Below are 26725 nucleotides of genomic sequence, written 5' to 3'. Positions count from 1 at the left end.
TTTCGCCCGCTTACTGCGTGAAGCTGATCGCAACAGACCCGGCGCTGCGCTCAGCCTCGCCATGGTAGACCGCCTCAATATTATTCCCCTGCGGATCCAGCACAAAAGCGGCATAGTAACCAGGATGATAATGTCGTTCGCCAGGCGCGCCGTTATCGCGGCCGCCATGGGTCAGCGCCGCATGGTAAAAAGCGTCCACCCTGTCACGATCTCTGGCCTGGAACGCCAGGTGGTGGCGTCCTGTCAGTTTCCCGGCAGCCTCCGGGCTGTGGCGTGAGGCCACCACCAGTTCGTCGGCCAGCAAGTAGTCATTAGCGGTGGTAATAACCGGGATCTCCAGCGCCGACAGTACGGCGGTATAGAAGTCTTTGCTTGCCTCAAAGTCTTCGACAACCAGCAGGATATGATCGATCAATCTGCCACGATGTAACGTCATGCTTTCCATGGAATTTCCTCTCGGCAGGGGGCCGGCAATGGTTACAGCAGTGAGCCAGCAAGAACAGGATACCCTCAGGTAAGGGCCATAAAAAAGGGCTGGCGCCAGGCCAGCCCGTCAGGACTACTGCGCGGACTCCGTCGCTTCGTCCATGTCGTCTTCCTGCTCGCTGGCGAGCAGGGTTTTCTCGTTTTTGCACAGACACTGGATCAGCAGGAACAGCACGCCGCTGGCCACCAGGGTGGCGATCAGGCCGTCGTAGCCGGTGATGCCGATCAGCATGCCGCTGACTACCGGCCCGGCGACGCTTCCGGCGGACCAGAAAAAGCCGAACAGGGCGTTAATCATAATCAGCTTCTGTCCGCTGAAGGTTTTCCCCGCTCGCACCAGCGACAGGGTATAAAGCGCCCCCGCCGCGGCGCCCAGCAGCAGGCAAATGGCCATCAGCTGAATGCGCGAACCGAGCATCAGCGGCAGGGCCAGCAGCGACAGGCTGAAGACCACCGCGCAGGCCAGATGCACGCGGCGAATGCCGACCCGGTCGGCCAGCCAGCCGAGCGGGGTCTGGAACATCGCATCCCCGGTAAGTACCACGGTCACCAGCAGCACCGCCATTCCTTCATTAAGCCCTTTATCCATACCGTACAGTGGCAGCAGGGCGAGGATGCTGGCGTCGAAGAAGGCGAAGCAGAAGACCCCGGAGGCCAGTACCGGCAGGAAGGCGCCGAGGCTGCGCCAGCTGGCGCGCTCCCCAAGGCTTTCGCGGGTGCCGGTGGGCAGATGGCGCAGCATCAGCAGGCAGACGGCGGTGACCGCGACGATCGCCATCAGCGCCGAAGCCTGCCAGGCGGGGCCGACGGAGATCAGCAGCGGCCCGGCCAGCTGGCAGCCGGTAAAGGCCGAGGCGTAGATACCGGTGAGGGTGGCGCGCTGGTTGCCTGCCGCGCCGCCGGTGATCCAGCTTTCACCGAGGACGATAATGACCCCGGAGGCCAGGCCGGTCAGCAGGCGCGGCAGCAGAAGCAGCGTCATATCGGTGGTCATGCATGAGGCGATGGTCGCCAGCGCCAGCAGGATCAAACTGCCGCTCAGCAGCACGCCCATCTCAACGCGCCGGCACAGCGCAGGAGAGAGGAAAGAGGAGATCATCATGCCGGCGGGCGGCAGGGCGGCCAGCAGGCCGACATACAGCGGCGCGATCTGCTGCTGCGCCAGCTCAAGACTGATTAACGGCACCGTATAGCCGGTGATAAATCCCACGAGCGACGCGGCCATGATCATCGCCAGCGTGGGAGCAAGACGATTCTGGTCTGGGTTAAACATTTTATTTCCGATGACGGAGAGGTCAGTAGTGGATCCTTCGGCAAATTGCCGTCCTGAGCTGCATAATAATTAATCGCCTGGCCGTTGTCACCGTTGAAATCACTACCAAAAAAGGACCGCCGGGCGACGGCAGGCCTGTACGCCGCGCCGCCGCCGCATTTCGTGACGTTGTCAGCGTGTTAACGACAGGATATAACGGAGGGAGCGGCAGCGAACCGACGCCGGTGAGCGACGGGTAAAAACGCAACGCATGACCAAATTATTCAGCATTACGCTATGCAGGAAAGGAGTAATACATGGCCGTATCGCCGTCACTGATCGCCGAAGCCACAGGCTGGCGACGTGAGTTTCACGCCGCGCCTGAGCTCGGATATCAGGAGCAGGAGACCTCGCGCCGCGTCGCCGAGCTGCTGGCCTCGTTTGGCCTGCAGGTTCATCGCGGGCTGGCCGGCACCGGCGTCGTGGCGACGCTGGAAAACGGCCCCGGGCCGGTCATCGGCCTGCGCGCCGATATGGACGCCCTGCCGATCACCGAGCTGGGGAGCGTCAGCTACCGTTCGCGCCGCGCCGGGGTCATGCACGCCTGCGGCCACGATGGCCACACCGCGATGCTGCTGGCGGCCGCCGCCCATCTGGCGCAGACCCGTCAGTTCAGCGGCACCGTCCACTTTGTTTTTCAGCCAGCGGAAGAGAACCTCGGCGGCGCGCGCAAAATGGTGGAGGAGGGATTATTCGAACGCTTCCCGATGGATGCGATTTACGCGCTGCATAACTGGCCGGGGATCCCGCTTGGCGAAGTGGCGCTTAGCGATGGCGCGATGATGGCCTCCCTCGACGCCTTCGAGATCACCCTGCGCGGCAAAAGCTGCCATGCGGCGATGCCGGAGAGCGGGGCCGATCCGATCGTCGCTGCGGCGCAGCTGATTATGGCGCTGCAGACCATTCCTTCCCGCCGCCTGTCGCCACAGGATTCGGCGGTGGTCAGCATCACCCAGATAAACGGCGGCGAGGCGATCAACGTCCTGCCGGACACCGTGGTGCTGCGCGGCACCTTCCGCTGCCTGAGCAATCGCGTTCGCGCCCGCGTGCGGGAGCTTATCGAAAGCTATGTGGCGACCCAGCCGCAGGTGTCCGATGTGCAGGGCGAGATTAGCTGGTTTCCGGGGTATCCGGTGACCAAAAACCATGCGCCGCAGGCGCAGCTGCTGCGCGAGGTGGCGGTCGCCACCCTCGGCGCGGAGGCGGTGCGCTGGAACCAGGCGCCGTCGATGGCCTCTGAGGATTTCGCCTGCATGCTGGAGGCCTGTCCGGGGGCCTATTTCTGGATCGGCACCGATGGCGAAACGCCGTCGAAGCCGCTGCATAACGCCAGCTATGACTTTAACGATGCGCTGATTAGCCACGGGGTGGCGATGTGGGTGGCGCTGGTGGAGAAACAGCTGCCGGCGGCGTAACCCACCGGCAGCGGCAGCAGGGAGCGCGCGCGCTCCCTGAGGTCACACGTCGGCGGCGGCTTTCAGTCGCGCCTTCATGTCGCTGTAGGCCGTCCAGGCATAGCGCTCCGCCCACTGCTGGTCGGCTATCGCTTCCACTTTCACCGCACAGTATTTGGTTTCCGGCGTTTTGGAGATCGGATCGAGGTTATCCTGGGTCAGCTCATTGCAGGCGCCCACCCACCACTGATAGGTCATATAGACCGCGCCCGGGTTGATGCGATCGCTGAGGTCGGCGCGGGTGATGACTTTCCCGCGTCGGGAGCTAACCCACACCAGCTGTTTGTCAGCGATCCGCAGCCGTTGCGCATCCACCGGATTCATCTGCACCCGTCCCGGCTCGTCGGCCAGCGACTGCAGCGCGGCGCAGTTGCCGGTCATCGAGCGGCAGGAGTAGTGCCCCACCTCCCGCACCGTGCAGAGCACCAGCGGCCATTCATCATCCGGACGCTCCGCCGGCGCGCGCCAGGCGGTGGCGAACAGCTGCCCTTTACCCGATGGGGTGTCGAAGCGGTTGTCTTTATACAGCCACGGCGTGCCGGGGTGGTCGAGGGTCGGGCACGGCCACTGAACATGGCCCATATCGCCCATTTTCTCCCAGGTCACGCCGTAGAAAAGCGGGCAGAGCTCGCGCATCTCGTCCCAGATCTGCTGGTTGTTCTCATAGTGCATCGGATAGCCCATTTCGCTGGCCAGCAGACTGATGATCTCCCAGTCGCGCTTCACATTCCCCGCCGGAGGGATTGCCTGTTCAAACCGCTGAAACCCGCGGTCGGCGCAGGTGAAGACGCCACCGTGCTCGCCCCAGGAGGTGGCCGGCAGCAGGACATCGGCAATCTCCGCCGTTTTGGTCATGAAGATATCCTGCACCACCACGAAGTCCAGCGCCTCGATGCCTTTGCGCACCAGGCCGAGGTCGGCTTCGGTCTGCAGCGGATCTTCGCCCATGATGTAGTAGGCTTTGATCTCGCCGGTCAGCGCTTTATGCGGCACTTCGGTGATGCGGGTGCCGACCTGGTCATCCATTTGCGCCGGGTCGATCCCCCAGGCGGCGGCGAATTTGGCCCGCACGGCGGGGTCGGTGACCTCCTGATAGCCGGGGAACAGGTTCGGCAGCACGCCCATATCGCAGGCGCCCTGCACATTGTTTTGCCCACGAACCGGGCCCACACCGACGTTCGCCCGCCCCAGGTTGCCGGTGAGCAGCGCCAGGCTTGCCAGGCCGCGCACCACGTCCACCGCCTGGCCAAACTGGGTGACCCCCATGCCCCACATAATGGTGGCGGAAGGGGCGGCGGCAAACATGCGCATCGCCTCGCGAATAGCCTGCGCGCTGACCCCGACAATCTCTTCCACTGCTTCCGGGGCGTAATCCTTCACCGCCTCGCGGTAGGCGTCCAGCCCTTCGGTGTAGCGTTCGACATAGGCTTTGTTGTACAGCTCCTCCTCCAGCAGGACATAGCCGAAGGCGTTCACCAGCGCCATATTGCTGCCGTTGTTGAGCTGCAGATGACGGTCGGCTATGCGTGCGGTTTCAATGCGTCGCGGATCGCAGACGATGATCTTGGCACCGTTTTCCCGGGCTTTGATCACCCGGCGGGCGACGATGGGATGGGAGTCGGCGCAGTTGTAGCCAAAGACCAGCAGGCACTTCGAGTTTTCGATGTCGCTTATCGAGTTGCTCATCGCCCCGTTGCCCAGCGCCTGCTGTAGCCCGGCGACAGAGGGGCCGTGGCAGACGCGGGCGCAGCAGTCGACGTTATTGGTGTTCAGCACCGCGCGGGCGAACTTTTGCATCACATAGTTGGTTTCGTTGCCGGTGCCGCGCGAGGAGCCGGTGGTCATGATGGCGCGCGGGCCATGCTTCTCTTTGATCTCCCTGAGCTTGCTGGCGGTATAGCGAATCGCCTCCTGCCAGCTGACCGGCGTAAAGGCGCCGCCTTTCTGGTAGCGGATCATCGGTTGTTTAAGACGGGGCGTCAGGAGCTGCGTGTCGTTCAGAAAATCCCAGCCGTAATAGCCTTTCAGGCACAGCTGGTTCTGGTTGGTGACGCCGTCGGCGGCTTCCGCGCGAATGATTTTATTGTTGTCGACAACCAGTTTAAGTTTGCAACCCGCCCCGCAGTAGGGGCACACGCTCGTGATTTTTTTCATCAGTAACAGACCTGTTAACAGTGAACAGAGGATCGCTGTCGCGCCGGGCCCGACGGGCAACGATCGCGGTATCGCCTGGTGGTGATGCGGACGCAGGCCCGCTGCGCTATGCAGGTCTCGTGCCAGATTTTAATGTGTTGATTTATAATGAAAAACTTCAGATGGATGATGACGGGAGCGTGACCTCGTCACTAATGACGATGACGCAGAGCGCCGACGTCAGACGCTCTGCGGGGGAAAACGCCGCTACGCGAGAGGGCGGCAGCGGGTGATATGCGACTCGCTCAGGCCGACGTCGCGTGCGGCGGCGCAGATTGCCTGCCAGCTGCCCGCATCCAGCGGGATCCCCTCGGCCAGGCGCGCTTCGCGGTTGGCGGCTTCCCATTCGCCGGGGGCCAGCACCGGGGCATCGGGATCGTGCGGCGACTGTTTACACCATGCGATAAAGGCCTCCGTCTGCGCCTGGCTGTCCGGGGCATCGAACGCGTCCGGGCGCAGGATCACGGTGGTCATGCAGTTAAAGATGGCGTCGACGCTGGTCTGCAGGCTTTCCTGATGGGTGGTTTGCCCCCCGGAGAGCGCGCCGCCGAGCACTTCACACAGCGTCGCCAGGGCATAGCCTTTGTGCTGGGCGAAGGTGAGCAGGGCGCCCAGCGGCGAGGTTTGCATCACCGCCGGGTCGGTGGTGGGCAACCCCTCTGCGTCGATCAGGCAGCCGGGGGCCACGGCTTCCCCTTTGTGCCAGGCGACGCGGGTTTTACCAAAGGCGATGGCGCTGGTGGCGTAGTCCAGCAGCAGCGGCGGATGGCCCTCTCGCGGAAACACCACGCACAGGGGGTTGGTGCCGAAGCGACTGTCTTTTCCGCGGAACGGAGCGACCATCGGGTCGCCGATCACGCTGACGAAGTGAATAGAGATCAGCCCGGCGGCGGCGCACTGCTCGGCCCAGTAGCCGATGCGCCCGACGTGATGCGCATTGCGCAGGGCGATAGCCGCCATGCCGTGCTGCTTCGCCTTTTCGATACCTAACTGCATCGCTTCGTGGGCGACCACCTGGCCGAAGCCGGCGTTGCCGTCGAGGGTGACCACGGCGCCGGCGTCTTTGGTGACCGTGGCGTGGCGGTTGAGCTGCAGAAAACCGCCGGCATGGGATTTCACATAGCTTGGGATCATCCCGACGCCATGGGAGTCATGCCCGGCCAGGTTGGCGGCGATCAGGTGGTCGGCGACCAGCGTCGCTTCTTCTGAGCGGCTGCCGAGATGGGTAAACAGTGAGACGACAAACTGATGCAGATCCGTCGCCAGAAAGCGGTGTCCTGTTGGCACTGATTCTCTCCTGTAGTCTGTTGTTATTTTGTTATGTTTGCCGTTTTATGCTGCGCCGCCCGGCGCAGAAGGTCAAGGGCGGGGGCTCCGGGCGTCACGCCACTGCGCCAGCGTCTGCGTTATACGCCAGACGATAAAAAACCGGTCCGCGATCGCGTTTTAATTAACGTCATAAACACCACATTTTTAAATTCTGCCACTGTCACAAAAGCCAGAAAAAAGCCAGCCCCGGCGTTGCAAGGGCAGCTGATACCACTATATGTTAAATTTGTGTTTATTAATTGATGATTAAAGGTTGGTATCATGTATAATAAAATAAGTGGTTTAGTGGTTTCACTGACGGCCGTTTTCGCCTGTGCCGCCTGGGCGGAGGTGCCTGCGGGCTATCCGGCGGATTATCAAAAAACGGTTGATGCCGCCGTCAAAGAGGGCAAGGTGGTGATCTATTCCACAACCGATACCAAAGCCGCCGGGCCGTTAATTAAAGGATTCGAAGCGCAATATCCGGGCGTCAAAGTCGAATATAACGACATGAACAGCACCGAGCTGTATAACCGCTATATCAGCGAGCAGGCCGCCGGGGGCGGCAGCGGGGACGTGGTGTGGAGCTCATCGATGGATACGGCGCTGAAATTAGCCACCGAATACGCGGAACAATATGCCTCGCCGGAGGTGAAGCAATTGCCCGACTGGGCGGTGTGGCAGCAGAAAGCCTATGGCACCACCTACGAGCCGGTGGTATTTATCTATAACAAACGGCTGATCCCGCAGAATGAAGTTCCGGATTCGCATACCGCGCTGGCAAAATTGATCGCCAGCCAGGCCGATAAATTTAAAGGCAAAGTCACCACCTACGATATCGAAAAATCGGGCCTCGGCTTTATGCTGGCGGTGCAGGACAGCCAGGCCGACGCGAACTATTTTACCGACCTGGCGAATATCGCCAAAGGCGGCCTGACGGTGCAGTCTTCCACCGGAACGATGATGGAGCGCGTCTCCTCTGGCGAAAACCTGATCGGCTATAACATCCTTGGCTCCTATGCCGAAGCGCGGGCGAAAAACGATCCCTCTTTAGGCATTGCCTATCCGAAAGATTACGTGCTGGTGCTCTCCCGCGTCTCGTTTATTAGCCAGGAGAGCGAACATCCCAATGCGGCAAAATTGTGGCTGGACTATGTCCTGTCGGAAAAAGGCCAGCAGATCCTCGCCAGTCAGGCGGATATTCCCTCTATTCGTCGCGATATTGAAGGCAAAAATGATATCGACGGCATGACCGCGCTGCTGGGCAAAGCGTTAAAACCGATCCCGGTCAACGAAACGCTGCTGGATTATTTACAGCCGCAAAAACGTCTGCAGTTTATTAAACAATGGCGCAGCGCCGCCGCGAAATAATCCTCCCCCGGGGCATCGCCGATGCCCCTTATTCACACCCGGCGGGTTTATTCACCTGACCAAAGGGATGAACCATGAATGTATTACGCAGAAAGTGGCAGGGGCTGCCGCGCGGCGTGGTGGTGTGCATCACGGCGCTGGTGATTTATGTCCCGCTGTTATTTATTGTGGTGCAGAGTTTTCTCTCCGCGCCGTTCTTTTCCCGCTCCAAATCCTGGAGCCTGGAAGCCTTCGCCTTTATTTTTACCGACCCGGATTTTTATCTGGCGTTAAGGTCAGGCTTTATTCTGGCCTTTGGCCTGGTGATTATCGCCATTCCACTGGGCGGTATTTTGGCCTTTCTGATGGTACGCACCGATTTACCCGGCCGGCGTTTCATTGAGCCGCTGATCCTGGTGCCGATCTTCGTCTCGCCGATGGTGCTGGGCTTTGGCTACGTGGTGGCCGCCGGGCCGGTAGGCTTCTTTTCCCAGTGGGCGCAGCAGCTGATCGGCTTTGTGCCGTGGAATATCTACTCGATGTTCAGCATTGTGGTCATCGCCGGCTTAACCCACGTGCCGCACGCCTATCTTTATATCTCTTCGGCGCTGCGCAGCGTCGGTTCCGACGTGGAAGAGGCGGCGCGCACCGTCGGCGCCACGCCGCTGCAGGTGATGACCTCGGTGAGTCTGCCGATGGTGCGGCCGTCCATTCTTTACGCCTGCGTGCTGCTCTTTTTCCTCGGTCTGGAAGTCTTCGGTCTGATGCTGGTGCTGGGCGACCCCGAGGGCAACATGGTGCTGGCGACCTATCTCTACAAGCTGACCAACAAGCTCGGCACCCCCTCCTACCATCTGATGGCGGCGGTGGCGGTGGTGCTGATCTGCATCACCATCCCGCTGGTGATGCTCCAGCGGCGGCTGATGCGCACCGCCAACCGCTTTGTCACCATGAAGGGCAAGGCGTCGCAGGCGCGGGCGCTGCCGCTGGGCAAATGGCGCTGGGTGGCCGGGGCGGTGGTAGTGGCCTGGCTGACGGTGACCATCGGCGTGCCGCTGCTCGGCGTGGCGCTGCGCGCTTTTATCTCCAACTGGGGCGTCGGCGTGTCGCTGTGGGATGAGCTGTCGCTGACGACGTTCCACAATATCTGGCAGCAGCCCAACCTGCTGAGGGCGATCGTCAACTCGATGGCTATCGGCATCGTCGGCGGCGCGCTGGCGGTGATCTGCTATCTGTTTGTCGGTATCGCCATGCACCGCAAAGCGGACAACGTCACCCGCTTTCTTGATTACAGCGTACTGGTCCCGCGCGCGGTGCCGGGGCTGCTGGCCGGTCTGGCCTTCCTGTGGGTGTTCCTGTTTGTGCCGATGTGGCTCGATCAGTCGCTGAAGCACGGCTGGCTCTCGGCGCTGCCGGTGGCCGACTGGCTGCGGGAGCACCTTATCGTGCAGCTGCGCGCGCTGCGCAACACCATCTTCAGCGTCTGGCTGGCCTACACCGTGGTATGGATGGCTTATGGCCTGCGGCTCATCTCTTCGACGCTGCTGCAGGTGGGCCCGGAGCTGGAGGAGGCGGCGCGCAGCACCGGCGCCTCGCGGGGGCAGATCACCCGCCACGTCACCGTCCCGCTGTCGCGCTATGGGCTGATTGGCTCCTGGCTGCTGATGTTCCTTATCTTTGAGCGCGAATATTCCACCGGCGTCTATCTGCTGTCGCCGGGTACCGAAACCATCGGCTCGATGCTGGTGTCGCTGTGGGCGGCGGGGGCCATCGATATCGTCGCGGCGCTCTCCTTTATCAATATTCTGCTGGTGGTGATTGGCCTTGGCATCGCCCTGCGCTTTGGAGTGAAATTACATGATTGAGTTATCGGTAGAAAACCTGCATCTCACCTATGGCGACAACCCGGTGCTGAAAGGGGTGTCGATGACGCTCGGCCGGGGAGAGGTGGTGTCGTTGCTGGGGCCGTCGGGAAGCGGCAAAACCACGCTGCTGCGGGCGGTGGCCGGGCTGGAGAAGCCGACGAGCGGACGGATCGCCATCGGCAACCGCACGGTGTACGACGGCACGCCGCGCAGCGAAATCCCGGCCGAAGAGCGTAACCTCGGGCTGGTGTTCCAGTCCTATGCCCTGTGGCCGCACAAAACGGTGTTCGACAACGTGGCCTATCCGCTGAAGCTGCGTAAAGTCGCCGCCGGGGAGATAAAAGAGCGGGTGCAGCGCGTGCTGGATCAGCTGGGGCTGGGGCACCTTGGCAACCGCCATCCGCACCAGCTCTCCGGCGGCCAGCAGCAGCGGGTGGCTATCGGCCGGGCGCTGGTCTACAACCCGCCGGTGATCCTGCTGGATGAGCCGCTCTCCAACCTTGACGCCAAGCTGCGCGAAGAGGCGCGGGTGTTTCTGCGCGAGCTGATCGTCAAGCTGGGCCTGTCGGCGCTGATGGTCACCCACGATCAGAATGAGGCGATGGCCATCTCGGATCGTATTCTGCTGCTGAACAATGGCGTCATCGAGCAGCAGGGGACGCCGCAGGAGATGTATGGCAGCCCGGCGACGCTGTTCGCCGCCGAGTTTATGGGCAGCAATAACCGCCTGCACGGCAAGGTAATGGCGCTGGAGAACGGCAGGGCGCGGATCGAAGGCGCCAGCTGGAGCCTGTGGGGGCGAGCGGGCGAGGGGGTTAGCGTCGGCGAGCCGGCGACGGCGGTGATCCGCGTCGAGCGCCTGCGTCTGGACGGCGCGGCGCAGGATAACAGTCTCCAGCTACCGCTGCTGACCAGCATGTACCTCGGCGACCGCTGGGAGTACCTGTTCCGCACCGAGGGCGACGATTTCCCGCTGCGCGCCTACGGAACGGCGCTGCGCGATGCCGAACACTGTCATCTGACGCTCCCGGCGGAGGATGTGTGGATTTTTCCGCAGCGGTAACCGCTGGTTAAGACGCCAGATGGCACACGGCTTCAATATTGTGCCCGTCTGGCGCAATCACAAAGGCGGCGTAATAACTGGCGTGGTAGTTTGGTCGTAACCCCGGCGCGCCGTTGTCCTTTCCTCCGGCGGCCAGCGCCGCCTGCCAGAAGGCATCGACCTGCTCGCGGCTGTCGGCGCGAAAGGCGATATGCAGCGGCGCCGGTTTTTCCGTACTTTGATAGAGGCATAGAGAGACATCGCCGCTGCCGGCCAGCTCTGCGCCGTAGGTCGGCTCGCCTTCGCCGACCAGCGTTACGCCAAGCGGGGCAAGGGCTTGTAAAAAGAACGCTTTGCTCGCGGCATAATCACTGACGCCGAATTTCACATGATCGAACATATCTTCTCTTCTCCTGCGGATGGGATATCGCCAGCCGAACGCGTTAGCCGGGAAATAGATGCAAAATAGTTAACAACGGTTATTAACTTTTTTAACAGCTCAAAATGTTTAATTATTCCTAATACGAGTATTTACAGACGTTTAATCTGCCATGTACCATAAACAAAAAATAACATTTGTGATACAAGTCACTCTTTTTTGGCGCATGGGTAAGCTCAGCGCGGTGTGAACGCCGCCGGTTTACCGCCTCAAGGTTATGGCAGCACCCTTCTCACGATGACATTCCGGTGAATTTCTCTCCGATTTCCCGCGTTTCGTTGAGAATCGTCTACTATCCAAACGATAACCCTATAAATGATATCGCCTCTGGCGATGTTTTATCCGACTTGCCGGGCCGGGCCAGACGCTAAGCGGTTTAAAAGCGCAATGGTATCGGTTCCAGCACGACATTCACTGGTTTTGTCTGCGACAAAAACAGTAATTTTCAATGACAGGAATGTGATGATGTCGAGCGAGAAAACTAACAATTCCAGGCGTGATTTCCTGGTGAAGTCGATGGCGCTGATCCCGACGGTGGTGATCGGCGGCGCGGGAGCAGGGGCCATTGGCGTGGCCACCAGCGCGACCGCGCAGGCGGCCCCCGCTTCAGAGCCAGCCTCCGGAAACACGGCGGCGGCCAGCGACTGGAAGCCGCAGTTCTTCAACGACCGTGAGTGGGCGTTTATCAACGCCGCCGTCGCGCGCCTGATCCCAGCGGATGAACTTGGCCCCGGCGCCAAAGAGGCCGGCGTGCCGGAGTTTATCGACCGCCAGCTCAATACCCCTTACGCCACCGGCTCCATCTGGTATATGCAGGGGCCCTTCAACCCCGACGTGCCGAAAGAGATGGGCTATCAGCTGCCGCTGGTGCCCAAACAGATCTATAACCTCGGGATCGCCGACGCCGAGGCGTGGTGTCAGGACAAGTATCACAAGACCTTCGCTGAACTGAGCAACGAGCAACAGGACGAGGCCCTCGGCCTGTGGGAATCCGGCAAAGCCGAGTTCAAACAGCTACCGGCCTCGCTGTTCTTCACCTATCTGCTACAGAACACCCGAGAAGGCTTCTTCAGCGACCCGATCCATGGCGGTAATAAAGGCATGGTCGGCTGGACGCTGATTAATTTTCCCGGCGCGCGCGCCGACTTTATGGACTGGGTTGAACGGGGCGAACGCTACCCCTTCCCGCCGGTATCAATTAATGGGGAGAGGGCGTAATCATGGCCACCGTATTGAAAAAAACCGATGTCGCGATCGTCGGCTTCGGCTGGGTTGGGGCGATCATGGCCAAAGAGCTGACCGAAGCCGGGCTCAACGTCGTGGCGCTGGAGCGCGGTCCGATGCGCGACACCTGGCCGGACGGCGCCTATCCGCAGGTGATTGATGAGCTGACCTACAACATCCGCCGCAAGCTGTTCCAGGATCTGTCGAAAAGCACCGTCACCATCCGCCATAACACCAGCCAGCAGGCGGTGCCGTATCGCCAGCTGGCGGCTTTCCTGCCGGGTACCGGCGTGGGTGGGGCCGGGCTGCACTGGTCCGGCGTCCATTTCCGCGTCGATCCCATCGAACTGCGGATGCGCAGCCACTATGAAGAGCGCTACGGCAAAAACTTCATTCCCCAGGATATGATCATCCAGGATTTCGGCGTCACCTACGACGAGCTGGAACCGTTCTTCGATAAAGCGGAGAAAGTGTTCGGCACCTCCGGGACTGCCTGGTCGATCAAGGGCAAGGTCGTCGGTAAAGGCCGCGGCGGCAACGCTTTCGCCCCGGACCGCTCAGACGACTTCCCGCTGCCGGCGCAGAAAAACACCTGGTCAGCGCAGCTGTTTGAAAAAGCGGCGCTCGAGGTGGGTTACCATCCCTACAACCTGCCGTCGGCCAACACCTCCGACTCCTATACCAACCCCTATGGCGCGCAGATGGGTCCGTGCAACTTCTGCGGTTTCTGCAGCGGCTACGCCTGCTACATGTACTCTAAAGCCTCGCCGAACGTGAACATCCTGCCGGCGCTGCGCCAGGAAAAACGCTTTGAGCTGCGGACCAACGCCAACGTGCTGAAGGTCAACCTGACCGACGACAAATCCCGCGCCACCGGCGTGACCTACGTCGACGGCCAGGGGCGCGAAATGGAGCAGCCGGCGGACCTGGTGATCATCGGCGCCTTCCAGTTCCATAACGTGCACCTGATGCTGCTCTCCGGGATCGGTAAACCGTACAATCCGGAGACCGGCGAAGGGGTGGTGGGGCGTAACTTCGCCTACCAGAACATGACCACCATCAAGGCCATTTTCGACAAAGACACCTATACCAACCCGTTTATCGGCGCGGGCGGCAACGGCGTCGGCGTCGACGACTTCAACGCCGACAACTTCGACCACGGCGCGGCCGGCTTTGTCGGCGGTTCGCCGTTCTGGGTCAACCAGGCCGGGACCAAGCCCATCTCCGGTTTCCCGGTACCGCCGGGCACCCCGGCGTGGGGCAGCAAGTGGAAAGCGGCGGTGGCCGATACCTACACCCATCACCTGTCGATGGATGCCCACGGCGCGCACCAGTCCTATCGGCAGAACTACCTCGATCTTGATCCGAACTACAAAAACGTCTTTGGCCAGCCGCTGCTGCGCATGACCTTCGACTGGCAGGAAAACGACATCAAGATGGCGCAGTTTATGTTCGATAAGATGGCGCCGATCGCCAAAGCGATGAAGCCGAAATATATCCTCGGCAGCCCGAAAAACGCCAACAGCCACTTTGATACCACCACCTACCAGACCACCCATATGAACGGCGGGGCGGTGATGGGGGAGGATCCGAAAACCAGCGCCGTTAACCGTTATCTGCAAAGCTGGGACGTGCATAACGTCTTCGTCATCGGCGCCTCCGCTTTCCCGCAGGGGCTGGGCTATAACCCAACCGGCACGGTGGCCGCGCTGGCCTACTGGTCAGCGAAGGCGATCCGCGAGCAGTATCTGAAAAATCCGGGTCCCCTGGTGCAGGCATAAAGGAAGGCAGATGATGAAAATGCAATGGTTATCGGCCCTGGTGCTTGGGGCATTGAGCTGCGCGGCCTTCGCCGAAGAGGCGCCTGTGGACAGCAATCTGATTAAGCAAGGGGAGTATCTGGCGCGGGCGGGGGACTGTGTCGCCTGCCACACCAACGGCAAAGCGGGCAAACCTTTCGCCGGCGGTCTGCCGATGGAGACGCCGATCGGCACCATCTACTCCACCAATATCACGCCGGATAAAGAACACGGCATTGGCGGGTACACCTTCGAAGAGTTCGACGACGCGGTGCGCAAGGGCGTGCGGAAAGATGGTTCCACGCTCTATCCGGCGATGCCGTATCCCTCGTTCGCACGGATCAGCGAAGCGGACATGCGCGCCATGTACGCCTACTTTATGCACGGCGTGGAGCCGGTGAATGTCGCCAACAAGGACACCGACATCCCGTGGCCGCTGTCGATGCGCTGGCCGCTGGCGTTCTGGCGCGGCATCTTCGCGCCGACGCCGAGCGACTTTGTCGCCAACCCGCAGGTTGACCCGGTGCTGGAGCGCGGCCGCTATCTGGTGGAAGGCCTGGGCCACTGCGGCGCCTGTCATACCCCGCGTAGCCTGACGATGCAGGAAAAAGCGCTCAGCGAAAGCGAAGGCGATGATTACCTGGCGGGCAGCAATGCGCCGATTGACGGCTGGGTTGCCTCCAGCCTGCGCGGCGAAAACCGCGACGGTCTGGGGACCTGGAGCGAAGCCGAGCTGGCCGAGTTCCTGAAAACCGGACGTAACGATAAATCGGTGGTCTTCGGCGGCATGAGCGATGTGGTGGAGCACAGTCTGCAGTATCTCTCTGATGACGACATCACCGCCATCGCCCGCTATCTGAAGTCGCTCCCGCCGCGCGGCGGCAAACAGACCCCAGCCCCGGTGGAAGACAGCGTGGCGAAAGATCTGTGGAAGGGTAACGACAGCAAAACCGGCGCCGCGCTGTACGTCGATAACTGCGCCGCCTGCCACCGCACCGACGGCGCAGGCTATAAACGCGCCTTCCCGTCGCTGAAGGGCAATCCGGTGGTGCAGACCGAAGATGCCACTTCGCTTATCCATATCGTTCTGACCGGGAGCACCACGCCGGCGGTGAAAGACGCGGTCTCCAACCTGACCATGCCGTCGTTCGGCTGGCGTCTGGACGACCAGCAGGTGGCGGATGTGGTCAACTTCATCCGCACCAGCTGGGGCAACAACGCGCCGGCGGTCAGCGCCAGCGATGTGGCGAAGGTGCGTAAGGAGACCGCGGCGCACGATGAGAAGGCGTTAGGCAACGCTGATATCTCGAAGCTGCCGGGGGCCGGACAGTAACCGTCAGGGTTGCGTCGCCCGCGCGGCGCAACCCATACTTAGCCAGGACGTAAAATACTGTCTGAATCAAGGAGTTTGCCTTCATGCTGCATGCAGAGCGACTGACCTGCATCGTTGACGATCGACCGCTGTTTGCGGAGCTGACGCTGTCCCTTGCTGCCGGTGAGCTGCTGCAGGTCGCCGGTGATAACGGCGCGGGGAAAACCTCGCTGCTGCGGATCCTCTGCGGCCTGGCGCGCCCGGAAAGCGGCGGGGTGAGCTGGCAGGGCCAGCCGCTGGCGAAGGTCCGGGAGTCATTTCATCGTCAGCTGCTGTGGCTGGGCCATAAGCCCGGCGTCAACGCGGCGCTGACCGCCGATGAAAACCTGCGTTTCTTCTTTCCGGCCAGCCGCCTTCAGCAGCGGGAACGCGCCCTCGCCGCCGTCGGCCTCGCGGGCTATGAAGATCTCCCCTTGAGCCAGCTCTCCGCCGGGCAGCAGCGCCGGGTGGCGCTGACCCGCCTGTGGTTAACCGACGCGCCGCTGTGGATCCTCGATGAGCCGTTCACCGCCCTCGACGCCACGGCGATGGAAACCCTGACCCGACGCCTGGAGCAGCACGCCCGGCAGGGGGGAAGCGCGATCCTCACTACCCACCAGCCGCTGCGGCCGCTGCGCTGCCCGTTGCGCACCCTGCGCCTCGGCGGCGACGCTGGAGGCGGGCAATGATGCGAGCGCTGTTGGCCCGGGAACTGCGCCTGGCATGGCGCAGCGGGGCGGAGATCCTCAATCCGCTCTGGTTCTTTCTGATCGTCATCACCCTGTTTCCGTTCGGCGTCGGCGCCGCGCCGCAGCTGCTGGCGCAAATTGCGCCGGGCGTGGTGTGGGTCGCCGCACTGCTGGCGGCGCTGCTGGTGATGGATCGGTTGTTTCGTGACGACTGGCAGGACGGCTCCCTGGAGCAGCTGTTGCTTCTGCCGACGCCGCTGGTGGCGGTGGTGCTGGTGAAGGTGGTCGCCCACTGGATGATGAGCGGCCTGCCGCTGCTGATCGTCTCTCCGCTGGCGGCGCTGCTGCTGGGGATGAGCGTGCATGACGCCGGCGTGCTGGCGCTGACCTTGCTGCTCGGCACCCCGACGCTCAGTTTTCTTGGCGCGGTGGGGGTTGGCCTGACCGTCGGCCTGAAGCGCGGCGGCGTCCTGCTGAGCCTGCTGGTGCTGCCGCTGGCGGTGCCGCTGCTGATTTTCGCCACCGCGGCCTGCCAGGCCGCCGCCGCCGGGCTCCCGGTCGGCGGCTATCTGGCGATGCTGGCGGCGTTCTTAACCGCCAGCGCCACCCTGTGTCCGTTCGCCACCGCCGCCGCTCTGCGGCTAACCGTGCAATAATTCGCTGCGCCTGTGGGCGCGGCCATCAAAACCGTGTGAGTAAGCGTCTATGTGGAAAGCGTTACATCAACTGGCGATCCCCGAGCGGCTGTACCGCCTGTGCGGATGCTGGATCCCCTGGCTGGCGGCGTTGAGCGCGCTGTTGCTGGTCATCGGCTTGGGATGGGGCTTTGGCTTCGCCCCGGCGGACTATCAGCAGGGGGAAAGCTACCGGATCATGTATCTTCACGTCCCGGCGGCGATGTGGTCGATGGGGCTGTACCTGGCGATGGCCGTCGCGGCCTTCATCGGGGTGGTCTGGCAGATCAAAATGGCCGATCTGGCGATTGCCGCCCTGGCACCGGTGGGGGCGGTCTGCACCCTGGTGGCGCTGGTCAGCGGCGCGGCGTGGGGCAAGCCAATGTGGGGGACCTGGTGGATCTGGGACGCCCGCCTGACCTCGGAGCTGGTGCTGCTGTTTCTGTATGCCGGGGTCATCGCCCTGTGGCACGCCTTTGACGACCGGCGGCTTGCCGGGCGCGCGGCGGGGATCCTCGTGCTGGTCGGGGTGGTCAATCTGCCCATCATTCATTACTCGGTCTACTGGTGGAATACCCTGCACCAGGGTTCGACCAACCTGCAGCAAACCATCGACCCGAGCATGCGTCTGCCGCTGCGGATCTGTATCTTTGCTTTCCTCGCGCTGTCGGTCACCCTGACCCTGATGCGCCTGCGTAACCTGATACTCCAGCTGGAGCGCCGTCGACCGTGGGTGGTGGCGCTGGCTAACAAAGGAGCCGTCCGATGAGTCCCGCCTTTTCGTCTTTCGCCGCCTTCCTGAATATGGGCGGCTATGCCCTGTACGTCTGGCTGGCGGTGGCGGTGGCCGTCGCCGCCTTTGGCCTGCTGACGGTGCACACCCTGTGGGCGCGGCGGGCGCTATTCCATGAAGTGCGACGCCAGCAGGCGCGCGAGCGGCGGATCGCGGCTGCCCGCGAACATGACAAGGAGGCCGCGGATGCAAGCGCGTCGTAAAACCCGGCTGTATATCGTGCTGGCGGTGCTCGCCGGACTTGGGCTCACCGTCAGCCTGACGCTGTACGCCCTGAGCAGCAATATCGATCTGTTCTACACCCCGGGGGAAATTATCTACGGCAAAACGGAAACCCTGGCGCTACCCCATACCGGGCAGCGCCTTCGGGTAGGAGGCTACGTTCAGCCGGGCTCCCTGCAGCGCGACCCGCAAACTCTCGACGTGCGCTTTAAGCTGTATGACGCCCGCGGGGTGGTGGACGTTAGCTATAAGGGCATTCTGCCGGACCTGTTCCGTGAGGGGCAGGGCGTGGTGGCCCAGGGCGTGCTGGACGGCGAGCGGCATATTACCGCCCAGCAGGTGCTGGCCAAACATGATGAAAATTACACCCCGCCGGAGGTGAAAAACGCCATGATGCCGGAGAAAACGGGGGCGCAGCCATGATGCCGGAGCTGGGCAACTTTTTACTGTGTCTGGCGGCGGGGCTGGCGCTGCTCCTGAGCGTCTATCCCCTGTGGGGCGCGGCGCGGCAGGACCGCCGGCTGATGGCCCTGGCCCGGCCGCTGGCCTGCGGGCTGTTCGCCTGTATCGGCGGCGCCTTCCTGCTGCTGGTGCACGCCTTCGTGGTCAACGACTTTACCGTCCGCTACGTGGCGGAAAACTCCAACAGCGCGCTGCCGGTGTGGTATCGGGTGGCGGCGACCTGGGGGGCGCATGAGGGCTCGCTGCTGCTGTGGGTTCTGCTGCTCAGCGTCTGGACCTTCGCCGTCGCCCTCTTCAGCCGCCGGATGCCGCTCGACGCCGTCGCCCGGGTGCTGGCGGTGATGGGGATGATCGCCTTGGGGTTCCTGCTGTTTATCCTCTTTACCTCCAACCCGTTCAGCCGCGGCCTGCCGCAGTACCCCATTGACGGCCGCGACCTCAATCCGCTGCTGCAGGATATCGGCATGATTTTCCATCCGCCGATCCTCTATATGGGGTACGTCGGCTTCTCGGTGGCTTTCGCCTTCGCCATCGCCTCGCTGCTGGCGGGCCGGCTGGATACTGCCTGGGCGCGCTGGTCGCGTCCCTGGACCCAGGCGGCATGGATGTTCCTCACCCTCGGCATCGTGCTGGGCTCGGCGTGGGCCTATTACGAACTGGGCTGGGGCGGCTGGTGGTTCTGGGACCCGGTGGAAAACGCCTCGTTTATGCCGTGGCTGGTTGGAACCGCGCTGCTGCACTCCCTGGCGGTGACCGAGAAGCGGGGCAGCTTCCGCGCCTGGACGGTGCTGCTGGCCATCGCCGCCTTCTCCCTGTGCCTGCTGGGCACCTTCCTGGTGCGCTCCGGGGTGCTGGTCTCGGTGCATGCCTTCGCCTCGGATCCATCGCGCGGGCTGTTTATCCTGGCGTTGCTGATTGTCGCTATCGGCGGGTCGCTGCTGCTGTACGCCCTGAAGGGCGGCCGGGTGCGGGCGCGGGTGGAACATACCCTGTGGTCGCGCGAGTCGTTCCTGCTTGGCAACAATATTTTGCTGATGGCCGCGATGCTGGTGGTGCTCCTCGGGACGCTGTTGCCGCTGGTGCATAAGGAGCTGGGCCTCGGCAGCATCTCCATCGGCGAGCCGTTCTTCAATACCATGTTCACCGCCCTGATGGCGCCGTTTGCGCTGCTGCTGGGGCTGGGACCGCTGATCCGCTGGCGGCGCGATGACATCGCCAGGCAGATTAAGCGCCTGATTATCGCCCTGGTTGTGACGTTGTCACTTTCTCTGGCGCTGCCGTGGCTGCTACAGGACCGTATCACCGCCATGGCGGTCATTGGCCTGATGATGGCCCTGTGGGTGCTGATCTTCGCCCTGCTGGAGGTTCACGAACGGGCCACTCATCGCCACGGCTTCTGGCGCGGCCTGCGGACGCTGACCCGCAGCCAGTGGGGGATGGTGCTCGGTCACGTCGGCGTGGCGGTGACCGTTATCGGCATCACTTTTAGCCAGAACTACAGCGTGGAGCGCGATGTACGGATGCGCCCCGGCGACAGTATCGATATCCATCGCTATCACTTTGTGTTTAACGGCGTGCGCAATATCGTCGGCCCCAACTGGACCGGCGGCGAAGGCATTATCGCCGTGACCCATAGCGGACGCCCTGAAGCGACGCTGTATGCCGAGAAACGCTTTTACACCGCCAGCCGGATGATGATGACCGAGGCGGCGATCAGCGGCGGGCTGACCCGCGATCTGTACGCCGCGCTGGGGGAAGAGCTGAGCGACGGCAGCTGGGCGGTACGTCTGTACTACAAACCGTTCGTTCGCTGGATCTGGTACGGCGGGGTGCTGATGGCCCTCGGCGGTCTGTGCTGCATGCTCGACCCGCGCTATCGGATGCGTAAGAAACTGCAGGAGGCCTCATGAACCGGAAGCTGCTGTTTATCCCGCTGGCGCTGTTTCTGGCGCTGGCCGCCGCGCTGTTCTGGCAGCTGATGCGCAATGCCGATGGCGACGACCCGACGACCCTTGAGTCGGCGCTGATTGGCAAACCGCTGCCGGAGTTTCGCCTTGAAGCGCTGAATACCCCCGGTCAGACGCTGGACCGGCGGACGCTGATTGACGGCAAGCCGCTGCTGCTCAACGTCTGGGCCACCTGGTGCCCAACCTGTCGCGCCGAGCATCAGTTTCTCAACGGCCTGGCGCAGCAGGGCGTGCGGGTGGTGGGGATGAACTACAAAGACGATCGGCAGAAGGCGATGAGCTGGCTGCAGCGCCTGGGTAATCCGTACAGGCTGAGCCTGTACGACGGCAACGGCATGCTCGGCCTGGATCTGGGGGTTTATGGCGCGCCGGAAACGTTTCTTATCGACGGTCAGGGCATCATCCGCTGGCGGCACGCCGGCGACCTGAACGAACGGGTGTGGCGCGAGGAGCTCCAGCCGCTGTGGAATCAATACAACCGGGGGGCGGGCTGATGAGAGGGGTAATGGGCATCCTGCTGGCGCTGATGCTGACCGGCCAGGCGTGGGCCGCCATCGATACCTGGCAGTTTAAGGATGAGGCCCAGGAGCAGGCTTTTCGCGAGATCACCTCCCAGCTGCGCTGCCCGAAATGCCAGAACAACAGCATCGCCGACTCGAACGCGATGATTGCCGCCGATATGCGGCAGAAGGTGTACGAACTGATGCAGCAGGGGAAAACGAAAGGGCAGATCGTTGACTATATGGTGGCCCGCTACGGCAATTTTGTCAGCTACGAGCCGCCGCTGACCGCGGGCACGGTGCTGCTGTGGCTGGGGCCGGGGCTGTTCGTGCTGGCGGGCGCCGGGATGATTGTCGCCCGCGCGCGTCGTCGCGACATCCCTGACGCGGCGCTCAGCGCTGAAGAGCGCCAGCGGCTGGCGGAATTATTGAAAGAAGGAAAAGAACGATGAGCCTGTTGGTGGTTATCGCCGGGCTGTTGCTGGCTGGCGCGCTGGGACTGCTTTATTACCCATGGACGGGCAACGGGGCGGTGGACCGCGATACCCTCAACCGCGCCCTGTATCAGTCGCGCCTGCAGGAGCTGACGCAGGAGCGCGGCGAGGACAACCCGGCGCTGGTCGTCGAGCTGCAGCGCACGCTGCTGACCGATATCCCGCCCCAGGCACAGCCTGGCGAACGGCCGCTAAGCCGCTGGGCGCTGCTTCCGGGGGCGCTGCTGCTGGTAGTCCTGAGTCTGGGCCTGTATCTGAAAACCAGCGATATCGGCCAGGTGCTGCTCTGGCAGCAGGCTGAACGGCATTATCCTGCGCTGTTGCAGCAGGTTAAGGACCCGACGGCGGCGCCGCTGCGAATGGATGAGCTGGCGGAGCTGCGGCTTGGCCTGCGCAGCCACCTGCAGGATACCCCGAATGACCTCCCCGGCTGGCAGCTGCTTGGACGGCTGGGCCTGTTGTTAAACGATGGCGAGACGGCGATCGGCGCCTTTGGCCGGGCGCATGCTCTGGCGGCGGATGACCCGGCGGCGGCTTTCGATTACGCCAGCGCGCTGGTGCGGGCGGGAGATAGCGGTCAGGTTCGGATGGGCGAGCTGCTGCTGCGTGACCTGCATCAGCGGCAGCCGAACAGCCTGCCGGTGCTGGAGATGCTGGCCCTGAGCGCGGTGCGTAATGAAGATTACCCCGAAGCCGTGGCCGCCCTGCAGGCGCTGCTGGCCCGGCTGCCGGAAGGGGATGCGCGGCGCGAGGCGATCGTCCGCCAGCTGGCGCAGGCGCAGCAGCTGGCGCAGTAACTGCCCGGCGGCGCTGCGCAGGCGCGGGTCTGGGGCATGCCACCAGAAGAGTACGGGCAGCCCTGTTTTCGTAGGCCGGGTCAGGCGCAGCCGCCACCCGGCACAAAATCGGCTCCGTGCCCGCTGTCCTTGCCCGGCGGCGCTACGCTTGCGCGGGCCTACGAAGGGCGCGAATAGAGCGCCAAATCGCGGGTAGCCTTTGTAGGCCGGGTAAGCGAAGCGCCACCCGGCAACATGTTGAGCTCGGAGCCTGATATCTTCCCGGCGGCGCTGCGTTAGCGTGGGCCCGGGGATATGAGCTGACGGGAGGTCTTTGTAGGCCGGGTAAGGCGCAGCCGCCACCCGGCAACATGGCGGCCACGGTGCGATATCTTGCCCGGCGGCGGGGGAGACTGTTATCGGTTTTACAGGTTCTCAGCCCGGGCAAAGCGTTTATCACGCGTGACTTCAGCGTAGTTTGCGCTCCAGGTTAATCGTCTGCGTTATGCCTGGCATGGCGCAGGGAGCGCACAGGGGGCGGCCAGTCGCCGCCGCTCCCTGTACCCCCGGGCTCCGGCCAGCAAAATCGCCACTGCGTGGTCCCTTCGACTTATCCCTGCAGGCTTCGGGTCGGGCCGAGGCAGCGTCCGTGCAAAACACGGCCCTCAGCCCGCATCCATGCGGGCTGCCCCGGCCTTCCGGGAACGTCTCAGCGATTTTGAGGCCGCCAGCACCGGCAGTTTCAGCAAGGCTGGTGAATAAATTAACGACAGGTCGCACGAACTGTAGGCCGGGTAAGGCGTAGCCGCCACCCGGCACAAAATCGGCTCCGTGCCCGCTGTCCTTGTCCGGCGGCGCTACGCTTGCGCGGGCCTACGAAGGGCGCGAATAGAGCGCCAAATCGTGGGCAGGGTAAGGTGTAGCTGTCACCCGGCAAAAATACGGCACAAGAGCGGCCCAACAGCGTAGCCGGGATAAGGTGCCATACGCCGCCATCCGGGATTTTCTCTGCTGTCGCTATGCTCAGCCGCTTCCGTGTTGCTATTGCAGAACTTCATGTTTGCTGGTGACCAGGAACAGACCATACCCTGATGAAGTCAGTCAGGATATTTGCCGGATAAACGCCCAATAATTTACGTAGCCGGGAGCCATTCAACAATAGTTCTTGCCAACTCCCTGGGCTGTTCGAGCGGAATCATATGGCCGCAATCCCGAATAATTCTTAACGACGCAGAAGGTATGGCTTCGACCAACTCTTTTGCCTCCTTCATCGAACGGATGGCATCATCTTCACTGGCTATAACCAATGTTGGACAGCATATTGTTGCAGAAGGTATACCTTGTCTGGATAAGGATGATTGCGTGATGAAGGCTTCAAATCCCAGAGAGTATCCCATTTTCTGGATAGCTGAAATCATATCCTGATTTGATGTGTTGAGAGGGTGGAGTGACCGGGCAATAGCATAGCTGCTCAGCCCCTTAAACGTTGTGGGGGACAATGACTGCACATTTTTCCGCTTTGCTTCAGCCTCTAACGGCGTATCTTCCCGTAAGGAACTGGCAATAAGCACTAAGGACTCTACACGTTCAGGGAATTCTGCTGCCAGTTGTCGGGCAATATACCCTCCCATCGAAAAACCTATCAAAGAAAACTTCTCAGGCAGAAAAGTAATCAGATGCTGCACTACATCATGAATGGTTCGTCCTTCAGTTACAGATGCATGATGAACAATACAGTTTGACGGCAGGTATCTTTCAAATTCATGCCACAGCATTTCATTCAGCATAAACCCGGGAATTAAAACGATTTTACGCGGCTTTAAACTCATATGTCTCGCTTAAATGTATCAGTGTATTTATTGGGTTTGACAGGTCAAAAATATCTTATTAACTGCGACAATATCAAATCCCAGCCCTGGATAGGCGCTGTCTATTTCCACAGAGTCCCTTAACGTTTCTAACGTCCTCCCAGGCTTCCTCCACCATCAACAGGCAGTACTACGCCAGTAATAAAACTCGCGTCTGATGATAAAAGAAAGGCTATTGCTGAAGCCACTTCAGCAGGAGAACCAAGTCTGCCCATAGGTATTGTCGATAAAATGCGTTGTTCTGCTTCACTTCCAACAGGTCGTGTTCTATGAAAAAGCTCTGTCTCTATTGGCCCGGGAGCAATCGCGTTTGCGGTGATCCCGAATTGAGCAAGCTCTAAGGCCCAGGTTCGTGTACAACCTACCAGAGCACTTTTGGCCGCTGCGTAAGCTGTTCTGTCAGTCGCACCGAAAATAGCACGGCTACATACATTCACAATTCTTCCCCAGCCTCTGCTCTTCATGTTGCTAACCAGCGCTTGTGTTATCTGAACTGCCACCCGTACATTGATATCCATAACATTCAGGAACGTTTGAATATCAATGTTTCCCAATTGTTGAGGTAAGGCCACACCTACATTATTTACGATGCCGTGAATTTCATGATTTTCGGTAATTTTTAATAAAACTACGCGAGTTTCATCAGCACTACTCAGGTCGGCCGTATATAAAACCCCCGGAAAGCCGGCATCAACATGACGGGCAATACCCACAACAAGGTGACCCTGTCCTGATAATTTGTCACTGAGCGCTCTTCCTATCCCTCTGGTTGCGCCAGTAATAAGAAAAGTACGATAAGGTTCCATAGTAGAATCCTCTGTCTCATTAGGAGGGATGCGAATCAGATGATTACTGAAATCCCATTTTTGTGTTCACCGTCTATCAGACTAGCAGAATAATGACCAACTTCCGCTCCTCGCTGATGGCGGACCTTTGGCTCAGCTGGTTTGTCCGCTCTATGCCAGGAGCGGAAAGCGCTGACATGCCCAGGTACCACTCAACGCGGCGTAAGCCAGTCAGTTAGCGAGTTTTTGTAGGCCGGGTAAGGCGCAGCCGCCAACCGGCAAAAATACGGCACAAGAGCGGCCCAACAGCGTAGCCGGGATAAGGCGTCACGCATCGCTATCCGGGATTCTCCCTTCTGGCGCTATGCTCAGCCGCTTCCGTGTTAAGCTCCCAGGTGTCGCAGCAATGACTGAAGAATCTCCCCCTTAGCATCAGCAGCAAGCCCGCGGAGAACACCCTCATAACGTTGCAAGCGCTGGAGATCCCGAGCACCGAAGTTAAAAAGGATTAGCTAATGGTCTTCAGCGCGGGACGCGAATAAATGCTAATCACTTGGGGGTGTTAGCTCGGCCATGTTCCCTGGCGAACCGGATAGTGCTGCTGACAGCTGGCATAAGAATCGTTGATTTAGTCGCTCAGCGCCCACTAGTCCTGATAGCGAAACGTCATCGGGAATGGATGTAGTACGAAACGCCTGGTCAGGAGGTCAACGTGATTGCTACTGAAGACGCGGTATTCAGTGATCATCTCAGCTGGTAACCTGTCACTCGCGCCATTGGTAACGTGAAGATTCATGATTAATTTTGGAGTTCGGACGATTTATGAAAGCTATCAGACTATTCACTCTGATTCTGCCATTGTTCCTGGCACTCTGCGCCGGCACACAGGTCAGCGCCAGCACACCTTCAGGCAGCATTTCCTCTGCAAACACAGCAATTACCACTCGTGATAAGAACGGAAACCTCCTGCCGAGTTTCCTGCGGCTTCAGTACGATGTGTGGACTGACCCCGCCCCGGTAGACGATCCTGCCCTATAGTTGGACTGACCCCGCCCCGGTAGACGATCCTGCCCTATAGTTTGAGCATAGGAGGAGCGTATGGGCACACCACGATTTACACCTGAATTTAAGGAAGAAGCCGTCCGCCAGATAACGGAACGCGGTTATTCCGTCGCCGAAGTTTCTGACCGGCTGGGCGTTTCAGCACACAGTCTCTATAAGTGGTTACGGGCTATTAAACCCGATAACAGCGAGCAGCATGCCCGTGATTTACTGGAAGCGAAAAGCGAGATCCTGAAGCTCAGGGCCCAACTGAAGCGCACTGAGGAAGAACGGGACATACTGAAAAAGGCCGCGCGGTACTTTGCAAGGGAGCCCGACTGAAGTACCGCTTTATCAATGAGCACCGCTCTGTATGGGGTGTCATGACGATGTGTCGGGTGTTGTGCGTTGCCCGGGCCGGGTTTTATGCGTGGCTGCATAACCCGGTCTCCGCGCGGGATAAAGATAACCAGCGCCTGCTGACGCTTATCCGTGACTCCTATTCACTGAGCGGAGGCGTATACGGTTACCGCCGGGTTCATGGCGACCTGAACGAAATCGGGGAAATCTGCGGTAAAAACCGGGTGGGCCGCATTATGCAACTGAACCGGATTAAAGCCGTGCGCGGCTA

The 26725-nt window shown here is 61.1% G+C and carries 23 protein-coding genes and 2 pseudogenes; 18 read left to right on the top strand and 7 right to left on the bottom strand.

Going from position 1 to position 26725, the window contains the following annotated elements:
- Window positions 1-10: 10 nt before the first annotated feature.
- Window positions 11-445 (bottom strand): VOC family protein, encoded by a 435-nt coding sequence (locus MKS11_RS11580; protein ID WP_017899595.1) that lies wholly within the window; start codon window positions 443-445, stop codon window positions 11-13.
- 114 nt (window positions 446-559) lie between these two features.
- Window positions 560-1759, bottom strand: a complete 1200-nt coding sequence (locus tag MKS11_RS11575) for an MFS transporter (RefSeq protein WP_004203023.1) — start codon at window positions 1757-1759, stop codon at window positions 560-562.
- 296 nt (window positions 1760-2055) lie between these two features.
- Here MKS11_RS11575 and MKS11_RS11570 point away from each other — a divergent pair, with 296 nt between their 5' ends.
- Entirely contained in the window at window positions 2056-3213 is a 1158-nt protein-coding gene (locus MKS11_RS11570; protein WP_004203021.1) for a M20 aminoacylase family protein, read from the top strand.
- Between the two features lie 42 nt (window positions 3214-3255).
- Here MKS11_RS11570 and fdhF read toward each other — a convergent pair whose 3' ends face one another.
- Both fdhF and MKS11_RS11560 read right to left on the bottom strand, forming a co-directional pair.
- Window positions 3256-5406 carry a formate dehydrogenase subunit alpha gene (gene fdhF, locus MKS11_RS11565; RefSeq protein WP_087771300.1) on the bottom strand — a complete coding sequence of 717 codons (2151 nt, stop codon included), beginning with the start codon at window positions 5404-5406 and terminating at the stop codon, window positions 3256-3258.
- A gap of 246 nt (window positions 5407-5652) precedes the next feature.
- Window positions 5653-6732 (bottom strand): malate/lactate/ureidoglycolate dehydrogenase, encoded by a 1080-nt coding sequence (locus MKS11_RS11560; protein WP_004203019.1) that lies wholly within the window; start codon window positions 6730-6732, stop codon window positions 5653-5655.
- A 303-nt stretch (window positions 6733-7035) separates the two neighbouring features.
- Between MKS11_RS11560 and MKS11_RS11555 the strand changes: the two genes are divergently transcribed.
- The 3 genes from MKS11_RS11555 (at window position 7036) to MKS11_RS11545 (ending at window position 11031) form a co-directional block, all read left to right on the top strand.
- On the top strand, window positions 7036-8124 hold the full coding sequence (locus tag MKS11_RS11555) for an ABC transporter substrate-binding protein (protein WP_126065636.1): 1089 nt from the start codon (window positions 7036-7038) through the stop codon (window positions 8122-8124).
- A 74-nt stretch (window positions 8125-8198) separates the two neighbouring features.
- On the top strand, window positions 8199-9968 hold the full coding sequence (locus MKS11_RS11550) for an iron ABC transporter permease (RefSeq protein WP_004189548.1): 1770 nt from the start codon (window positions 8199-8201) through the stop codon (window positions 9966-9968).
- Entirely contained in the window at window positions 9961-11031 is a 1071-nt protein-coding gene (locus tag MKS11_RS11545; RefSeq protein ID WP_043519856.1) for an ABC transporter ATP-binding protein, read from the top strand. Before MKS11_RS11550 ends, MKS11_RS11545 begins: the two co-directional genes overlap by 8 nt.
- 7 nt (window positions 11032-11038) lie before the next feature.
- Here MKS11_RS11545 and MKS11_RS11540 read toward each other — a convergent pair whose 3' ends face one another.
- Complete coding sequence (locus tag MKS11_RS11540; protein WP_017899590.1) at window positions 11039-11410, bottom strand: VOC family protein; 372 nt, start codon at window positions 11408-11410, stop codon at window positions 11039-11041.
- A gap of 501 nt (window positions 11411-11911) precedes the next feature.
- On the opposite strand from MKS11_RS11540, the gene MKS11_RS11535 reads away from it, so the two are divergent.
- The 12 genes from MKS11_RS11535 (at window position 11912) to ccmI (ending at window position 22421) form a co-directional block, all read left to right on the top strand.
- Entirely contained in the window at window positions 11912-12667 is a 756-nt protein-coding gene (locus tag MKS11_RS11535; protein WP_017899589.1) for a gluconate 2-dehydrogenase subunit 3 family protein, read from the top strand.
- A gap of 2 nt (window positions 12668-12669) precedes the next feature.
- Window positions 12670-14454: a GMC family oxidoreductase gene (locus MKS11_RS11530; RefSeq protein ID WP_002908285.1), complete on the top strand. Its 1785-nt coding sequence runs from the start codon at window positions 12670-12672 to the stop codon at window positions 14452-14454.
- A 10-nt stretch (window positions 14455-14464) separates the two neighbouring features.
- A complete protein-coding gene (locus MKS11_RS11525) occupies window positions 14465-15805 on the top strand; it encodes a cytochrome c (protein ID WP_074194066.1) in 1341 nt (446 codons plus the stop codon).
- 83 nt (window positions 15806-15888) lie between these two features.
- Window positions 15889-16512 carry a cytochrome c biogenesis heme-transporting ATPase CcmA gene (gene ccmA, locus MKS11_RS11520; RefSeq protein WP_087771301.1) on the top strand — a complete coding sequence of 208 codons (624 nt, stop codon included), beginning with the start codon at window positions 15889-15891 and terminating at the stop codon, window positions 16510-16512.
- On the top strand, window positions 16509-17168 hold the full coding sequence (gene ccmB / locus MKS11_RS11515; protein WP_017899585.1) for a heme exporter protein CcmB: 660 nt from the start codon (window positions 16509-16511) through the stop codon (window positions 17166-17168). The genes ccmA and ccmB overlap by 4 nt, the downstream gene beginning before the upstream one ends.
- Window positions 17169-17217: 49 nt before the next feature.
- Window positions 17218-17955: a heme ABC transporter permease gene (locus MKS11_RS11510; RefSeq protein ID WP_017899584.1), complete on the top strand. Its 738-nt coding sequence runs from the start codon at window positions 17218-17220 to the stop codon at window positions 17953-17955.
- Window positions 17952-18182 (top strand): heme exporter protein CcmD, encoded by a 231-nt coding sequence (gene ccmD, locus MKS11_RS11505; RefSeq protein WP_004203001.1) that lies wholly within the window; start codon window positions 17952-17954, stop codon window positions 18180-18182. Before MKS11_RS11510 ends, ccmD begins: the two co-directional genes overlap by 4 nt.
- Window positions 18166-18624 (top strand): cytochrome c maturation protein CcmE, encoded by a 459-nt coding sequence (gene ccmE / locus MKS11_RS11500; RefSeq protein WP_087771302.1) that lies wholly within the window; start codon window positions 18166-18168, stop codon window positions 18622-18624. The genes ccmD and ccmE overlap by 17 nt, the downstream gene beginning before the upstream one ends.
- Window positions 18621-20573 carry a heme lyase CcmF/NrfE family subunit gene (locus MKS11_RS11495; protein ID WP_080935626.1) on the top strand — a complete coding sequence of 651 codons (1953 nt, stop codon included), beginning with the start codon at window positions 18621-18623 and terminating at the stop codon, window positions 20571-20573. The genes ccmE and MKS11_RS11495 overlap by 4 nt, the downstream gene beginning before the upstream one ends.
- On the top strand, window positions 20570-21124 hold the full coding sequence (locus MKS11_RS11490; protein ID WP_004202997.1) for a DsbE family thiol:disulfide interchange protein: 555 nt from the start codon (window positions 20570-20572) through the stop codon (window positions 21122-21124). Before MKS11_RS11495 ends, MKS11_RS11490 begins: the two co-directional genes overlap by 4 nt.
- Window positions 21125-21135: 11 nt before the next feature.
- Entirely contained in the window at window positions 21136-21582 is a 447-nt protein-coding gene (locus MKS11_RS11485; protein WP_163619619.1) for a cytochrome c-type biogenesis protein, read from the top strand.
- Entirely contained in the window at window positions 21579-22421 is an 843-nt protein-coding gene (gene ccmI / locus MKS11_RS11480; protein WP_060655968.1) for a c-type cytochrome biogenesis protein CcmI, read from the top strand. Before MKS11_RS11485 ends, ccmI begins: the two co-directional genes overlap by 4 nt.
- A 1112-nt stretch (window positions 22422-23533) precedes the next feature.
- On the opposite strand, the gene MKS11_RS11475 is transcribed toward ccmI, so the two are convergent.
- Window positions 23534-24229, bottom strand: coding sequence for an alpha/beta fold hydrolase (locus MKS11_RS11475; protein WP_017899579.1), 696 nt, complete (start codon window positions 24227-24229; stop codon window positions 23534-23536).
- A 128-nt stretch (window positions 24230-24357) separates the two neighbouring features.
- Entirely contained in the window at window positions 24358-25074 is a 717-nt protein-coding gene (locus MKS11_RS11470; RefSeq protein ID WP_017899578.1) for an SDR family oxidoreductase, read from the bottom strand.
- 801 nt (window positions 25075-25875) lie between these two features.
- Here MKS11_RS11470 and MKS11_RS11465 point away from each other — a divergent pair.
- Both MKS11_RS11465 and MKS11_RS11460 read left to right on the top strand, forming a co-directional pair.
- Window positions 25876-26061 (top strand): annotated as a pseudogene (locus MKS11_RS11465) (energy transducer TonB); the annotation flags it as partial.
- 90 nt (window positions 26062-26151) lie between these two features.
- Window positions 26152-26725, top strand: a pseudogene (locus MKS11_RS11460) (transposase); the annotation flags it as partial.

Origin of the sequence: Klebsiella sp. K5-45, assembly GCF_030128605.1 — a bacterium.
Lineage (GTDB): Bacteria > Pseudomonadota > Gammaproteobacteria > Enterobacterales > Enterobacteriaceae > Klebsiella > Klebsiella quasipneumoniae.
Note: the sequence above shows the minus strand (reverse complement) of the source record. Positions and strands in the feature narration are given on the sequence as shown.